This window comes from Frankia sp. CcI156, assembly GCF_001983015.1.
Classification (GTDB): domain Bacteria; phylum Actinomycetota; class Actinomycetes; order Frankiales; family Frankiaceae; genus Frankia; species Frankia casuarinae.
The window spans coordinates 1-16,026 of record NZ_MOMD01000033.1 but is presented as its reverse complement, the minus strand read 5'-3'; the positions used below and the strand labels follow the sequence as shown (position 1 = coordinate 16,026).

General features: G+C 72.7%; 14 protein-coding genes. All 14 read left to right on the top strand.

The window, feature by feature from the left end:
* The first annotated feature begins 10 nt into the window (after positions 1-10).
* A complete protein-coding gene (locus tag CcI156_RS13525) occupies positions 11-700 on the top strand; it encodes an FKBP-type peptidyl-prolyl cis-trans isomerase (protein WP_035732414.1) in 690 nt (229 codons plus the stop codon).
* Between the two features lie 169 nt (positions 701-869).
* Positions 870-1,871, top strand: a complete 1,002-nt coding sequence (locus CcI156_RS13520; protein WP_254847414.1) for a YafY family protein — start codon at positions 870-872, stop codon at positions 1,869-1,871.
* Positions 1,872-1,926: 55 nt separating this feature from the next.
* Positions 1,927-2,904, top strand: a complete 978-nt coding sequence (locus CcI156_RS13515; RefSeq protein WP_076806017.1) for a YafY family protein — start codon at positions 1,927-1,929, stop codon at positions 2,902-2,904.
* Between the two features lie 10 nt (positions 2,905-2,914).
* Complete coding sequence (locus tag CcI156_RS13510; protein ID WP_011437005.1) at positions 2,915-3,130, top strand: hypothetical protein; 216 nt, start codon at positions 2,915-2,917, stop codon at positions 3,128-3,130.
* A 337-nt stretch (positions 3,131-3,467) separates the two neighbouring features.
* Entirely contained in the window at positions 3,468-3,791 is a 324-nt protein-coding gene (gene tatA / locus CcI156_RS13505; RefSeq protein ID WP_011437004.1) for a Sec-independent protein translocase subunit TatA, read from the top strand.
* Between the two features lie 76 nt (positions 3,792-3,867).
* Entirely contained in the window at positions 3,868-4,998 is a 1,131-nt protein-coding gene (tatC, locus tag CcI156_RS13500) for a twin-arginine translocase subunit TatC (protein WP_076806015.1), read from the top strand.
* An 82-nt stretch (positions 4,999-5,080) separates the two neighbouring features.
* Positions 5,081-8,125, top strand: coding sequence for an RNA helicase (locus CcI156_RS13495; RefSeq protein ID WP_023841085.1), 3,045 nt, complete (start codon positions 5,081-5,083; stop codon positions 8,123-8,125).
* Between the two features lie 3 nt (positions 8,126-8,128).
* Positions 8,129-9,202, top strand: coding sequence for a cobalamin biosynthesis protein (locus CcI156_RS13490; RefSeq protein ID WP_076806013.1), 1,074 nt, complete (start codon positions 8,129-8,131; stop codon positions 9,200-9,202).
* Positions 9,199-10,743 carry a cobyric acid synthase gene (locus tag CcI156_RS13485; protein ID WP_076806011.1) on the top strand — a complete coding sequence of 515 codons (1,545 nt, stop codon included), beginning with the start codon at positions 9,199-9,201 and terminating at the stop codon, positions 10,741-10,743. The genes CcI156_RS13490 and CcI156_RS13485 overlap by 4 nt, the downstream gene beginning before the upstream one ends.
* A 123-nt stretch (positions 10,744-10,866) precedes the next feature.
* On the top strand, positions 10,867-11,811 hold the full coding sequence (locus CcI156_RS13480) for an ABC transporter ATP-binding protein (protein ID WP_076806085.1): 945 nt from the start codon (positions 10,867-10,869) through the stop codon (positions 11,809-11,811).
* Entirely contained in the window at positions 11,808-13,046 is a 1,239-nt protein-coding gene (locus CcI156_RS13475; RefSeq protein ID WP_011436998.1) for an ABC transporter permease, read from the top strand. Before CcI156_RS13480 ends, CcI156_RS13475 begins: the two co-directional genes overlap by 4 nt.
* Before the next feature lie 132 nt (positions 13,047-13,178).
* Positions 13,179-14,120, top strand: a complete 942-nt coding sequence (locus CcI156_RS13470; RefSeq protein ID WP_076806009.1) for a ribose-phosphate pyrophosphokinase — start codon at positions 13,179-13,181, stop codon at positions 14,118-14,120.
* A gap of 266 nt (positions 14,121-14,386) precedes the next feature.
* Complete coding sequence (locus CcI156_RS13465; RefSeq protein ID WP_011436996.1) at positions 14,387-14,842, top strand: helix-turn-helix transcriptional regulator; 456 nt, start codon at positions 14,387-14,389, stop codon at positions 14,840-14,842.
* Positions 14,839-16,026: cation diffusion facilitator family transporter (locus CcI156_RS13460; RefSeq protein ID WP_076806007.1), on the top strand; the 1,188-nt coding region annotated here is incomplete at its 3' end. The genes CcI156_RS13465 and CcI156_RS13460, both read left to right, overlap by 4 nt.

The following is a 16,026-nucleotide window of genomic DNA, read 5'->3' as shown; positions in this document are numbered from 1 at the left end:
TCGAGCCCCTGTGATGTTCGTGCCGCGACGCGCCGGCGTCGTCCTGCCCTTCGCGTCAGCCCGTCCCGGCTCGCGTGGCAGCGGCCGTCGGCCGTCCGCCACCCGCCGGCACCCGCTCGCGGGTGCCGTGCTGCCCGCCGTGCTGCTCGCCCCGCTCCTGGTCGGCTGCGGCGCCTCCGACGCCCCCGACGGCACCAGGGCGGCGCCGGTGCCCTCCCGGACGGCCGTCGACGACACCTCCGGGCGGGTCCCCGCGGTCGCGGGTGCCACCGACCTGAGCCGCAAGCCGATCTCCGCGGCGGGCCGGGGGACGGCGCCGGCCACGTTGGTCACCACCGATCTCGTGACCGGTCACGGCGCGCTCGCCTCCGCCACCAGCACCGTCACCGTCCGGTACGTGGGCGTGCTCTGGCGCGACGGCAAGGAGTTCGACAGCAGCTGGGCGGGGGGCCAGCCGGCGACCTTCCCGCTGGACGGCACGATCGCCGGCTTCGGGCAGGGCATCGACGGGATGCGCGTCGGCGGCCGCCGCCAGATCATCATCCCGCCGGACCTCGGATATGGCCCGGTGGGGGGACGTCCGCCGACGATCCTCGCCGACGACACTCTGGTGTTCGTGGTGGACCTGATCGCGGTCGACGGCGCCACCTCGGGTGTTGGGGCCACGCCGGGTGTTGGGGCCGGCGCCGGCCAGCCGTAGCCCACGGGCCCTCACCCGGCCCGGCCGCGGGTGGCCCGGTGGGCCCGGTGCGACCGGTGGGCCAGCGGCGGTGATGGGGTGCTGCGTGCCCGGTGAACTCCGGCGGCTACCCTTTACGGGTGTGTCCCGGCGACGGGTGGAGCGGCTCCTCAACCTGACGATGTGCCTGATGGCGACATCGCGTTTCCTCACCGTGTCCCAGATCGGCGAGCTGGTGGAGGGCTACGAGCCCGGGCGCACCGAGGAGGAGCAGGACGCCTTCCGGCGGATGTTCGAGCGGGACAAGGCGTATCTGCGGGAGATCGRCATCCCCTTGGAGACCGGCGCGGACTCGGCGTTCAGCAACGAGACCGGCTACCGCATCCGCCGCGGCGACTACGCGCTGCCCGACATCGCCCTGGAACCGGACGAGGCCGCGGCCCTGGCCGTCGCCGGCTCGCTGTGGTCGAGCACGGCGCTCGCCGGGCCGGCCGCCAGCGCCCTGCGCAAGCTCGCCGCGGGCGGGGCCGCGGTGAGCGGTGGCGGGCTCGGCGTGCTCGACGGCTTCGAACCGCGGGTCGATGYGACCGAGCCGGCCTTCGAGCAGTGCCTCGCGGCGGTCCAGGCCGGTCGGACCATCCGCTTCCCGTACCGGAAGGTCGGTGAGACGGACTCCGCCGACCGGCACGTCGAGCCCTGGGGGGTGCTGTCGTGGCGGGGGCGGTGGTACCTTGCCGGGCACGATCTGCACCGTGGCGCGGCCCGGGTGTTCCGGCTGTCCCGGTTCACCGGCCCGGTGCGCATGGTCGGACCGGCCGGCGCGGTCCAGGTCCCGCCAGGGGTCGATCTGCGGGCGATGGTCTCGGCGCAGGCCCCCCCGGACCGCTTCCGGACCGCCACGCTGGCGGTCCGCCGGGGCAGCGCGCACGCGCTGCGGCGGTACGCCCGCCCGTCGCCGGATACGAATCCACCGCCGGGCATGGATCTGCTGGAGATGGACTTCGCCGACACCGAACAGCTCGCCCGGTGGATCGTCGGATCGGGTCCGGACGTCGTCGTCGTCGACCCACCCGAGCTGCGCGCGGCTGTGGTCGGTCGGCTCCGGGCGGCCCTCGCGGGCACCGCCGCCCGCGACGTGGCGTCCCCACCTGCGGGGGTGCGCCGCGACGAACGTCCGGTGAGCGCCCGATGATCCGTCGGGCGGCGCCCGCCCCGGCTCATCGTCCACCGCCCGCCCCGGGCACGCGGTGAGCGCCGCCACCGACCGGCTGAGCCGGCTGCTCGCGCTCGTCCCCTGGTTGCGGGCGCATCCCGGGATCTCCCTGACCGAGGCGGCCGCGGCCTTCGGGATCACCCCCCGCCAGCTGCGCGACGACCTCGACCTGCTGTTCGTCTGCGGCCTGCCCGGCGGCGCGCCCGGGGACCTCATCGACCTGAGCTACTCCGGCGATCAGATCACCATCGTCGATCCGCAGACCCTCGACCGGCCGCTGCGGCTGTCGGTCGACGAGGCGACCGCCCTGATCGTCGCCGCCCGCGCGCTCGCCGACGTGCCCGGCCTCGCCGGCCGCGAGGCCCTGGATCGGGCGCTGGAGAAGCTGGAGGAGGCGGTCGGCACCGCCGGCACCGCCGCCGTCGGCCAGGTACGCGTCACCCTCGACGTCCACGACGAGGTCCTCGCGGTGGTGCAGCGGGCGCTGCGGGACCGCCGGCGGGTGCATCTGCGCTACCTGGTGTGGTCCCGCGACGAGCTGACCGAGCGCGAGGTCGACCCGATGCGGGTGCTGGTCCAGGACGGCCGCTGGTACCTGGAGGGATGGTGCCACCGGGCGGAGGCGGTGCGGCTGTTCCGGCTGGACCRCATCGACGGGCCGGGCGGGGTGACGATCCTCGACGCCCCGGCGGTTCCGCCGCCGGGCACGGTGTCCCGCGACACCAGGGAGGGGATCTACCGGCCCGGCCCGGCGGACGTGCGGGTCGTGCTGGAGCTGGCGTCCCCGGCCCGGTGGGTGGCCGACTACTACCCGGTCACCGGGATGCGCGAGCTGCCCGGTGGACGGCTCGAGGTCACGCTGTACGCCGGGGAGACCTTCTGGCTGCACCGGCTGGTCCTCGGCCTCGGGGCCGACGTGCGGGTGGTCGAGCCGCCGGCGCTCGCCGAGGAGGTGCACGCCTTGGCCCGCCGGGCCCTGCTCGCCTACGGGCTCACGCCGACCGCCGAGTAGGGTGATCGGTATGCTCTGGGCGCTCCTCTACCTCGTCCTCATCGTCGGCGCGCTTGCCCTGCTGGCGCTCAGTGCGTGGCGAGTGTGGCAGAAGATGCGCGCGGTGCGGGCCGTCACGACGGAGCTGTCCGCGCGGGTCTCGGTCCTGGCCTCGGACACCGCGGCGCTCGCGGCGCGGCTCGACCACGCCGAGGTCAGCGCGCGGCTCGCCGAACGCACGTCCTGACCGGCTCCTCGCCCGACCGGATCCGTGGTCCCCGTGTGGTCTGACGGGAGCGACCGTCGCGTGACGTCGATCGTGCCATACGACGTTGTGTCGCCACAATTTGGGACTTCCGGGTTGACGAGGTAGCGGTCGGTGATGATTTGGGTTTCCGGTGTCGTTGTGGACACGCTTTGCCCGCCGAGTGCTACGAGCTATCGTGCAGGCTGACTTCGTTGCGCATCCGTCATCTCCGGGATACCCGCACGCCGTCTATCCCCTCCTAGGCTGGCGGACGTAGCATCGATCGCACCRGTCGTCGGACCGGGCCCGGTACCGCGCTCATCGGAGGACGCCGACCATGCCAAACCTGGGCACCACCGAAATCATCATCATCGCCCTCGTCGTTCTGGTGCTATTCGGGTCGAAGAAGCTTCCCGACGCCGCGCGTTCCTTCGGTCGTTCGCTGCGCATCTTCAAGGCCGAGACGAAGGGCCTGCGCGAGGATGACCAGCCCGCGCCCGCGGCGCAGCCGGCCCCGTTGCCGATCGAGGCCCAGCCGCCGGTGGCCCAGCCGCAGGCCGTCGCGCCCGGTCAGGCCGTCGCGCCCGGTCAGGTCTCCGCCTCGTCCGTGAACGCCACCGCGTCCGTGAACGGCACCGCGTCGGCCGCCGACCGGGGCTGACCTCACGGCGGTCCCACGGCCTGTCGGGCGTCCGCCGGCGCCCCTTCCTCCTTCCTCTCGACCAGGAGCCGCCGACGTGCCAGGGTTGCCCACGCCGCGAAGGCTCGTCGCCTCGGTGAACTACCGCCGCACGCGCACTGTCGAGGACAGTCGCATGCCGCTCACCGAGCATCTGCGTGAGCTGCGCAACCGCGTCGCCATCGCGCTCCTCGCGTTCGCGATCGCCGGTGTCGTCTGTTTCATCTTCGAGCCGCGCATCTTCGACTGRCTCAAGGCGCCGTACTGCGACCTGCCGGCGAGCAAGCGGTTCAGCCCGGACGGCCTGGCGGCGAACGACTGCACCCTGTACTTCTTCGGCATCCTCGACGCGTTCACTATCCGCCTGAAGATCTCCATGATCGCCGCGGTGGTGGTCTCCTCGCCGGTGTGGCTGTACCAACTCTGGTCCTTCATCACCCCTGGTCTGCACCGTCATGAGCGGCGCTGGTCGTTGACCTTCGTCGGTGTCTCCCTCGTCCTGTTCGCCACCGGTGCGGTCTTCGCCTACCTGACGTTGTCGACCGGGCTGGGCCTGCTGCTCGGCTTCGGCGGCAACGGGCTGGTCAGCGTCCTGGACGGCAACCGGTACCTCAGCTACGTCCAGGCGATGCTGCTGATCTTCGGACTGTCGTTCGAGGTTCCGCTGCTCGTCATGATGCTGAATCTGGCCGGGATCGTCAGCACCGCCAAGCTGCGCTCCTGGCGGCGGCCCGAGATCYTCCTGGTGTTCGTGTTCGCCGCGGTCGTCACCCCCAGCCAGGACCCGTTCACCATGCTCGCGCTGGGCCTGCCCATGGTGCTCCTCTACGAGGTCGCGCTGATCATCGGCTGGCTGAACGACCGGCGGGTGGCCCGCCGCGGGGACACCTCCCCGTATGCCGACCTGGACGACGACGAGACCTCCCCGCTGGACTTCGACGACGCCCCGCCCCGCCCGGCGGCCTCCGCGGGCCCCGCGGCGACGGCCACGTCGCCCGGCACGGCGAACCCGCCCGGCACGGCGAACCCGGTCGGCACGGCGAACCCGGTCGGCACGGCGAACCCGGTCGGCACGGCGAACCCGGTCGGCACGGCGAACCCGGTCGGCACCGGGTCGTCAACACCCGTCGGCGCGGGGACGGCCCCCGTCTCCCCAAGCACCGACGTCACCCACGGCGACATCACCTGACGCTCGTAGGTTCTTCCCCGGCCGGTCGGGACCGGCATAAACCGGTCGGCTGCCGGCCGTCGCGTCCCGTAGGGTGGCTGATGTGTCCTCCACGCCCGAGATTCTTGTGGAGTTCGCCGCTGGCCTCCCCTTCGGACTCGACCCGTTCCAGTTCGAGGCGGTCGCGGCGCTGGCTGCCGGTGAAGGGGTGCTCGTCGCGGCCCCGACGGGAGCGGGTAAGACGGTTGTCGGCGAGTTCGCCGCCCATCTCGCCCTGCGCACCGGGACGCGTTGCTTCTACACGACGCCGATCAAGGCGCTGTCGAACCAGAAGTACGCCGATCTCGTCTCCCGCTACGGCGCCGTCTCGGTCGGCCTGCTGACCGGGGACACCTCCCGCAACGGCGACGCCCCGATCGTGGTGATGACCACCGAGGTCCTGCGCAACATGCTCTACGCCGGCCCGGTCGACAACGGCCGGCTGGACGACCTCGGCTATGTCGTCATGGACGAGGTGCACTACCTCGCCGACCGCCAGCGCGGCGCCGTGTGGGAGGAGGTCATCATCCATCTGCCGGCGCAGGTCCGGCTGGTCTCCCTGTCCGCGACGGTGAGCAACGCCGAGGAGTTCGCCGAGTGGCTGGTCACGGTGCGCGGCCATACCCGGGTCATCGTCAGCGATCACCGTCCCGTTCCGCTGTGGCAGCATGTGCTCGCTGACCGCACCCTGTACGACCTGTTCCTCGAGGACACTGCCGGCACCCCGCCGCCGGGCGGACCCGAGGCACTTCGTGCCACCCTGGACGGTGATCTCGTCCGGTCGAGGTGGAACGTCGGGGTCGAAGCCGGATTCGAGGTAGCCGGCACCCGGCGCGCCACCATCGGCGACCGGGACCGCGGCGGCGACCGGGACCGCGGACGGGGGCGGGGCGGCAACCGCAACGGCGAACGGGGCCGGGCCACCCAGGGTGGTCGCGGTGGCGACCGTGGCCGCAATGGGGGTGCCGGCCAGGCGCCCGTGGCAGCCATCCCCGCGGCCCGTGGTGGTCCGACGGCGGTCGGTGGACGAGTGGTGAACCCGGACCTGCTGCGGCTGGCCCGCGAGGAGAGCCGGGCGCTGTCGGGGGGCTCTCCCGCGGTCGGCCGCGGTCGGCCGGCGCCCGGCGCGCGCCGGCGGACGTGGGTGCCGGGCCGGCCGGAGGTCGTCGAACGGCTCGACCGCGACGGCCTGCTCCCGGCGATCGTCTTCGTGTTCAGCCGGGCCGGCTGCGATGCGGCGGTCACCTCCTGCGTGCGTGCGGGTCTGCGGCTCGTCGGCCCCGCGGAGCAGCAGCGGATCCGGACCCTGGTCCGGGAACGCACCGCCGGGATCCCCGAGACCGACCTCGCCGTGCTCGGCTACTGGGCGTGGCTGGAGGGGCTGGAACGCGGCATCGCATCCCACCACGCCGGCATGCTGCCAACCTTCAAGGAGATCGTCGAGGAGCTGTTCGTCCAGGGGCTGGTCCGGGTGGTCTTCGCCACGGAGACCCTGGCGCTCGGCATCAACATGCCCGCCCGTACCGTCGTGCTGGAGCGGCTGACGAAGTTCAACGGCGAGAGCCGCGTGGACATCACCCCGGGGGAGTACACCCAGCTGACGGGCCGCGCCGGGCGGCGCGGCATCGACGTGGAGGGCCACGCKGTCGTCCTGTGGCAGCCGGGGCTGGATCCGCTCGCGCTCGCGGGGCTGGCCTCCACGCGGACMTATCCGCTGCGCTCGTCGTTCCGGCCGTCGTACAACATGGCCGTCAACCTGGTCGGCAGGCTCGGGCGGGAGCGGGCACGCACCGTGCTGGAGTCGTCGTTCGCGCAGTTCCAGGCCGACCGGGCCGTGGTGGGCCTGGCCCGGGCGGTGCAGCGCAACACCGAGGCGATCGACGCGAAGCGTGAGGCGTTGAGCTGCGACAAGGGTGACATCGGCGAGTACGACCGGTTGCGCCGGGAGATCGCTGAGCGGGAGGCCGCGCTGTCGCGGGAGGGTTCGGCGCGCCGGCGGGCCGAATCCGCGGCGGCGCTCGCCCGGCTGCGGACCGGGGACATCGTGCGGGTGCCCGCCGGGCGGCGCAGTGGGCTCGCTGTCGTGCTCGACGCCGACGCCGCCGCGAATGCCGCCGACGGCCCGCGGCCGGTGGTGCTCACCGCGGACAGGCAGGTTCGCAGGCTGTCCCTGACCGACTTCCCGATCGCCGTCGAACCGCTCGGCCGGGTCCGGGTGCCGCGGTCGTTCAACCCGCGCTCGCCGCAGTCACGCCGGGATCTGGCCTCCTCCCTGCGCGCCGCCGACGTCAACCCCGATGCCCCTCCGGGCCGGCGGGCCAGGGTCCGTTCGGCCGCGGCGGACGACGCCGAGCTCGCCCGGCTGCGCCGGGCCCTGCGCGCCCATCCGGTGCACGACTGTCCGCGCCGCGAGGAGCACCTGCGCTCCGCCGAGCAGGTCAACCGGCTGGTCAAGGAGACCGCCACGATCTCACGGAAGGTGGAGGGCCGGACGAACACGGTCGCGAAGACGTTCGACCGGGTCCGCGCCGCGCTCGAGGACCTCGGCTACCTGGACGGGGACCGCGTCACCGCCGCCGGGCGGGTGCTCGCGCGCATCTACTCGGAGCAGGACCTGCTCGTCGCCGAATGCCTGCGCGCCGGCATCTGGGACGATCTCACCCCGCCGGCGCTGGCCGCCGCCGTGTCCACGCTGGTGTTCGAGCCGCGCGGTGACGACGCCGGCGTCCCGGCGCTGCCGGGCGGCGCGGCGCTACGCGACTGCCTCGCCGAGATGGTCCGGCTGTCGGAGCGGCTCGCCGAGGCCGAGCAGGCCCACCGGCTCGCGTTCCTGCGCCCGCCCGAGCTCGGATTCGTCGCCGTCGCGCACGACTGGGCCGCGGGCCGCACGTTGGAACGGGTGCTGACCGACAGTTCCGTGGAACTGACCGCCGGCGATTTCGTTCGGTGGATGCGCCAGCTCATCGACATCCTTGACCAGATCGCGCAGGTCGCTCCGATGGTGCAGGCGGACCCGGGAACGCCGGACGGCGCGCGGGTGCGCCGGACCGCCCGGGCGGCGATGGACGCCGTCCGTCGCGGGGTCGTCGCGTACGCGATGAGCGTCTGAGCCGTGGTCCCTTCCCGTGCCGTGGTCCCTTCCCGTGCCGTGCGCGCGTTCGGTCTGGTCCTCGGTGCCGTGCTGGACGGGCTGCTCGCCGACCCGGCGCGGCTGCATCCGGTCGCCGGGTTCGGGCGGGCCGCGTCCCGGCTGGAGAACCGGCTCTACCGGGACGGCCGGGCGCCCGGAGCGCTGCACACCGCGGTGCTGCTAGCCGCGGTCGCCGTGCCCGCCGTCGCTGCTGAACGCGCTGCTGAACGCGCTGCTGAACGCGCCGCTGAACGCGCCGTCGCGCTCACGGCGGTGGTCACGTGGACCGTCCTCGGTGGCGCCTCGCTGCGCCGTCAGGGCCGACGCCTCGGCGAGGAGCTGCGCGCCGACGATCTCGCCGCGGCCCGGGAACGGCTCCCGGCGCTGTGCGGACGCGATCCGGCGTCGCTGGACGCCGCCGGGATCGCCCGCGGCGCGATCGAGTCCATCGCCGAGAACACCTCCGACGCGCTGGTCGCCCCGCTGTGGTGGGGGGCGCTCGCCGGCCTGCCCGGCCTGGTCACCTACCGGGCGATCAACACCCTTGACGCGATGATCGGACACCACAGCCCCCGGTACGAACGCTTCGGCTGGGCGGCGGCGCGCCTCGACGATCTGGCGAACCTACTCCCGGCGCGGATGTGCGCGCTGGTGACCTGCGCGTGCGCCCCGGTCGTCGGCGGTTCGGCGGTCGACGCGTACTGGGTCATGCGCCGGGACGGCCGGTCGCATCCCAGCCCCAACGCCGGGATGGTGGAGGCCGCGTTCGCCGGGGCGCTGRGGCTGCGGCTCGGGGGAGAGCTGCGCTACCCMTACCGCGTCGAGCACCGGCCGGAGCTCGGGTTCGGCCGGCGGCCGCAGGGCGCGGACGTCGCAGCCGCGGCCCGGTTGTCCGCGGCGGTGAGCGTGGTCTGTGTCGCGCTGACGGCGGCGGCGGCTCCGGTGGCGCGGCTGGTCACCTCCGCCCTGACCGCGCGCCTCGGCCTCGGTACCGGATCCGGACGCGCTGGCTCCGGGGGCTCTGGTGGGCCCGGGAGAAGAGAGCGCCGCCGGTGAGCGGGGGACTGCTGGTCGCCGGGACCGCGTCGGATGCCGGCAAGAGCGTGCTGACCGCGGGGATCTGCCGGTGGCTGGCGCGGGAGGGGGTGCGGGTCGCCCCGTTCAAGGCGCAGAACATGGCGTTGAACTCGGCGGTCACCGCCGATGGTGCGGAGATCGGCCGGGCCCAGGCGATGCAGGCGGCGGCGGCCGGTGTCGAACCGGAGGCGGCGATGAACCCGGTGCTGCTCAAACCGGGGGGCCAGCGGCACAGCCAGCTCGTTGTGCTGGGCCGCCCGGTCGCCGAGGTCGACGCGCTCGGCTACCGCCCGTACAAGGAACGGCTGGCCGCGATTGTCCTGGAGTGCCTGGACGACCTGCGCGGCCGGTTCGACGCGGTGATCTGCGAGGGGGCCGGTTCTCCGGCGGAGATCAACCTGCGTTCGACCGACATCGCCAACATGGGCCTGGCGCGCGCCGCGAACCTGCCGGTGATCGTGGTCGGCGACATCGACAAGGGCGGGGTCTTCGCCGCCCTGTTCGGCACGCTGGCCCTGCTCGATGCGGCCGACCAGGCGTTGGTTGCCGGCTGGGTGATCAATCGGTTCCGTGGCGACGCCCGACTGCTCGAACCCGGACTGCGCCAGATCGAACGGCTCACCGGCCGGCCGGTGCACGGCGTCGTCCCCTGGAAGGCGGGGTTGTGGCTGGACGTCGAGGACTCCCTCGACCTCGCTGCCTTCCCCGACGYCGAGCCCTGTCCCGACGCCGAGCCCTGTCCCGAGGCGCGGCCTGCCTCGCACGGCGGTCGGCGGGAGGTGCTGCGGGTCGCMGTCATCCGGCTGCCCCGGCTGTCGAACGTGACCGACATCGACGCGTTGCGCGTCGAGCCCGGGGTCGCGGTGCGCCTGGCCACCCGACCGGACGAGCTCGCCGACGCCGACCTCGTGATCCTGCCGGGCACCCGTTCCACCGTCGAGGACCTGCGCTGGCTGCGTCGCCGTGGTCTCGCCGCGGCCCTCGCCGAACGCGCCGCCGCGGCCCGTCCGGTGCTGGGTATCTGTGGCGGCTACCAGATCCTCGGCCGTCGCATCCGTGACGACGTCGAATCGGGTGCGGGCGAGGTCGATGGTCTCGGCCTGCTCCCGGTCATCACCACGTTCGACCCGGTGAAGCTGCTCGGTCGGCGCGCGGCCACCGATGCCGCCGGCCGACCGCTGACCGGCTACGAGATCCGGCACGGGCGGCTGACCGTCGAGGAGCATCCGGACAGCGCGCCGTTCGCCGCGGACGGGGTGCGCGTCGGCGCGGTCGCCGGCACGAGCTGGCACGGGGTGCTGGAGAACGACGCGTTCCGCCGCGCCTATCTCGCCGACGTGGCCACGGCCGCGGGGCGTTCGTTCGTCCCGGCGTTCACGTGCTTCGCCGATGCTCGGCAGCGCCGCCTCGACGCCCTCGGTGACCTCGTCGCCGACCATCTCGACACAGGCGCCCTGCGCCGCCTGCTCGCCGAGGGCACACCCGCCGGCCTGCCGTTCGTCCCCCCCGGCGCATCCTGATAATCAACGGTGTTGACATCGTCGCACCACGCAAAATTGATCATGAAAACCACCGCGAATAGCATCTGGGTGGCAGAGGCAGGGGTTGACCGTTACCTGGAACGCCGTGGAAAGCTGGTGCAGGTGGGCGATGGACGGCTCGAAATCGACGGGGTGTCGAAACGGTACGGCGACGTCGTCGCGTTGGAGTCGATGACGTTCGAGGTGCGGGCCGGCGAGCTGTTCGGGTTCGTCGGCAGCAACGGTGCCGGGAAGACGACGACGATGCGTATCGCCCTCGGGGTGCTCGCGGCGGATTCCGGGGTCGTGCGTTATGACGGCGTTCCGCTGACGTTACGCACCCGCCGCCGGATCGGCTACATGCCGGAGGAACGCGGTCTGTATCCGCGGATGCGGGTGGGTGAGCAGCTCGTCTACCTCGCGCAACTGCACGGAATGGGGCTGGCGGCAGCCCGTCGGGCAGTGGCGCGGTGGACCGAGCGGCTGGGGGTGTCCAGCCGCTTGGACGACGAGGTGCAGAAGCTCAGCCTCGGGAACCAGCAGCGGGTGCAGCTGGCCGCCGCGCTCGTGCACGATCCGGTCGTCCTGATACTCGACGAGTCGTTCTCCGGATTGGACCCGGTGGCCGTCGACGTGATGAGCGAGGTGCTGCGGGAGCGTCGCGCCGCCGGGGTTCCGGTGATGTTCTCCAGCCATCAGCTCGATCTCGTCGAGCGGTTGTGYGACCGGGTCGGGATCGTGCGGGCGGGCCGGATGGTCGCCTGCGGTTCGGTTGACGAGTTGCGCGCGGGTGGTGATCTGCAGGTGGTGGTGGACGCRCCGGCGGCGCCGCCGGGCTGGGCCGACRGGATACCGGGGGTCGTCGTGCGTCACCGGGACGGGCCGCGGACGGTGCTGGGCCTCACCGCGGGCGCCGACGACCAGGCGGTACTGCGCGCGGCGCTGGCCACGGGCCCGGTGCGGGAGTTCCGTCGTCGCCGGCCGTCGTTGACCGAGCTGTTCCGTAACGTCGTCGTGCAGGCTGGGCAGCAGCCGGGGAGTGGGGCGTTCCCGGAGAACGCGGCGTGAGCGTGCGGGGGCTGGATGGCGCGGCGCAGGGGTCGGGCCGGGTGATCCGGCTGATCGCCCGGCGGGAGATCGTGACCAGGACCAGGTCGCGGGCCTTCCGGATCACCACGGGGCTGTTCGTCCTCGGGATCGGCGCCATGGTGCTGCTGACGTCCCTGACCGGCGGCTCGTCGGCGAGCCGGATCGCGTTTACCGCGGTCGACTTCCGGCAGGCGGCGACGGTCGAGGCTGCGGCCCGGTCGCTGGGCGAGAACGTCGAGGTCCGTGCGGTGGCGGATCGGGCGGTCGGCGAGCGGGCCGTGCTCGACGGTGACGTCGACGCGTTCGTCCGCGTGGTTGCGACCCCTGGCGCGGCGGGGAACGCCGTCTACCGGGTGGTCGTCAAGAAGGAGCTCGGCGACCGGCTGACGTCGGTGTTGAGCCTCGCCGCCCGGCAGGTCGCGCTCGAGCGCCAGGTCGTGGGGCTCGGTGGTGATCCGGCCGTCGTGGGGCGAGCCGTGTCCGCGGCCACGGTCCAGGTCAGCGCCCTGCGGCCGGCCTCGGAACGGGACGGGGCCCGGTTGCTGCTCGGCCTGCTCTCCGGCGGGCTGATCTACCTGTCTCTGCTGATCTTCGGCCCGGCCGTGGCGCAGGGGGTGATCGAGGAGAAGAGCAGCCGGGTGGTGGAGCTGCTGCTGGCGACCGTGCGTCCGTGGCAGCTGATGGCCGGCAAGGTCATCGGGATCGGCGCCGTGGCTCTCGGTCAGTTGACGCTGATCGGGGTGGTCGGCGTGTCGTTGGGCCTGACCACCGGGCAGCTCGACATTCCGGCCGGGATCGCGATCGGGTCGGTCGCGCTGGCGCTGCTGTGGTATCTGCTCGGGTTTGCCGTGTACGCGCTGCTGTTCGCGGCCGCCGGGGCACTGGTGTCTCGGCAGGAGGACGCCGGCGGGGTCACGGCACCGATGATCTTGCTGATCGTTGTCCCGTACGTGCTGGGCATCTCGGTGCTGCCGGGGTCGCCGGACAGCGGCCTCATCCTGGCGCTGGCGATGATTCCGCTGTTCGCGCCGGTCCTGATGCCGATGGTGATCGGGATCGGCAGCGTGGCGGGGTGGCAGGTGGTGGTCGCGATGGCGCTGACGCTCGCGCTGATCGGGGCACTGGTCTGGCTGGCCGGGCGGGTGTACGGCAATGCGGTGAAGCGTGGCGGGACTCGGGTGTCGATCCGGGAGGCGCTAGGGACCTCGGCATGACTCGGCCTCTGGTCGATACCATCCGGGACGGGCGGGTCCATCGGACGTCGACCGGGGACACCGAGGCCCGGGACACCGAGGCCCGGGACACCGAGGCCCGGGACACCGAGACCGGGGAACGAGGAGCGGTTCGTGCGAGACATCGCCGTCTTCAGCGGCAGTGCCCATCCGAGTCTCGCCGAGGAGATCTGCACACACCTTGACGTGCMGCTGCATCGGGTGCGGGTGCAGCGTTTTGCCAACGACTGCCTGGAGGTCCAGCTTCCCGCGAACTGCCGGGAACGCGACGTGTTCCTCATCCAGCCGCTGGTCGCACCGGTGCAGGAGAACCTCGTCGAGCTGCTGCTGATGCTGGACGCGGCGCGCGGGGCGTCGGCGGCGCGCACGACGGTCGTGCTGCCGCACTATGCCTATGCCCGCTCGGACAAGAAGGACGCGCCGCGGATCTCGATCGGCGGGCGGCTGGTCGCGGACCTGCTCGTCACCGCGGGTGCGAACCGCGTCCTCGCCATGACCCTGCACTCGCCGCAGGTCCATGGTTTCTTCAGCGTGCCGGTGGATCATCTGCATGCGTTGCGGGAACTTGCCGCGCACTTCCGTCACTACGAGCTGTCGAACACGACGGTGGTCTCCCCGGACCTCGGCAACGCCAAGGAGGCGGCGGCGTTCGCCCGGATGCTCGGGGTGCGGGTGGCGGCGGGGGCCAAGCAGCGTTTCGCCGACGACCGGGTCAGCATCAGCACGGTCATCGGTGACGTGGCTGGCCGGGACGTCATCGTGCTCGACGACGAGATCGCCAAGGGTAGCACCGTGCTCGAGCTGCTTGAGCGGCTGCGTGAGCTGAACGTGCGGTCGGTGCGGGTGGCGTGTACGCACGGGCTGTTTGCGGCGGGTGCGCTTAAGCGCATCGGCGACCAGCCCGAGGTCGCCGAGATCGTGTGCACGAACACGGTGCCAATTCCGGCGGGGGRCCGAGTGCCGAAGCTGAAGATTCTCACGGTCGCCCCGGCGCTCGCCGAGGCCATCCGCCGCATCCACAACGGCGAGTCCGTCAGCGCTCTCTTCGACGCCTGACCGTCGCGCCGACTTGGCCCGGGTCTCGGACACAGGGGTCCGCCTGATCGCGCGGCGGCCACGTTATGGGGAGCAGGGCACGGTCCAGGCCCGCAGACCATCCTCAGGTCCCCCAAATTCGCCGACCGAAGCACACGTACCCGGAGAAGTTCGCGCACTCGGCCCGGGAGGTCGGTGGCGCGACGGATTCCTGTCGCCGTCCGACGGGGCGGTAGCCGGTTCCGTTCAGCGTTGGCTGACGTCAGGACCGGCTGTACCGTTGAAGCATGGTGAAGGTTGCCTCGCATGCCGAGGTGCTCGCCCGATTCGGGCACGCGCTGTCCGACCCGACGCGGGCCAGATTGCTGCTGGTACTGCGGGAGGGCGCGGCCTACCCCTCGGATCTTGCGGAGATCCTCGGGGTGGGGCGCACGAATCTGTCCAATCATCTGGCCTGTCTGCGTGGCTGCGGATTGGTCGTCGCCACGCCGGAGGGTCGCCGGCAGCGCTACGAGCTCGCCGATGACAAGCTCCGCCATGCCCTGGACGATCTTCTCGGCGTCGTCCTGGCCGTCGACACCGACCACATCCACCCGAACGTCACCGCCCCCGTCGCGGCTGCCGCGCCGGGGAGCCTCGGCGGGGCCCGCGGTGGGGTCTTTGGCGAGGCCGGTGGTGCTGATGACGTCGGCTCCGGGGGCGCCGCCGACCGTGCCGCCCTGGCCGGTGCGTGCGACGCATGACCAGCACCGGCACCTTCGGTGACCAGGGCGCCGGCCACGATGATCGTCGTGGCCGGGATCACGGCCACGGCCACGGTCACGGCCACAGCCACGGTCATGGTCATGGTCATGGTCATGGTGTTTCCGAGACGCCCGGGAGTGCCGGCCAACGGCGCCGGCTGCTGCTGGCGACCGCATTGAACATCGCCATCGTGATCGGGCAGGCGGCGGCGGGGCTCGCGGTCGGTTCGGTCGGTCTGCTCGCCGACGCCGGGCACAACCTGACCGACACTGCCGGCGTGGTGCTCGCGCTCGTCGCGGTGGCACTGTCCCGGCGGCCGCCGTCGGCGAGCCGCACCTTCGGCGGGGTGCGTTGGCCGGTGCTTGCCGCGCAGGCCAACGCCGCCGCCGTGCTGGTCGTGACGGCGCTGCTGGCGGTGGAGTCCCTGCGGCGCCTCGGTTCGACCGGTTTCGTGGATKGGGGAGTGGTGGTCGCCGTCGCGTTGGCCGCCGCCGTTGTCAACGGGGTCAGCGCGTGGGTGGTCCACGGCGGCGATGGTGATCTCAACACCCGGGCCGCGGTGCTGCACCTCGCCGGGGACGCCGCGGTATCGTTGGCGGTCGCCGCCGCCGGCGGGGCCATCTGGCTGGTCGGTGGCTGGTACTGGCTGGATCCGCTGGTCTCGCTGGTGATCRCGCTGCTCATCGCCGTCCAGGGGGCGCGGCTGCTGGCGAGTGCCTCACGGGTGCTGCTGGAGGCAACCCCGGCGAGCCTGGACGTCGCGGCGGTGCGTGCCGACATCCTGCGCGACCCTCATGTCCTCGACGTGCATGACCTGCACGTCTGGAGCCTGTCCGACCGACTCCTCGCCGCGTCGGTGCATCTGGAGCTCGGCCATCTCGACAGTGYCCACGGCGACGKGGGCCATCCCAGCCTGGCGCAGGCCCGATCGGTGTCCGATGCGATCAAGGCGATGCTCGCCGCRCGGCACGGCATCACTCACGCGACCATCGAGGCCGAGTGCGAGCCGTGTACCCCGCCGCATGACGACCCGTGCGGTGTCACCCGTGGGCTGGTCCGCCGCGACGGGGACCGGCAGACCGGGCGGCGGCGGCACCCTCGGGAACAGCGGCACCCTCGGGAACAGCGGCACCCTCGGGAACAGCGGCACCCTCGGGAACAGCGGCACCCTCGGGAACAGCGG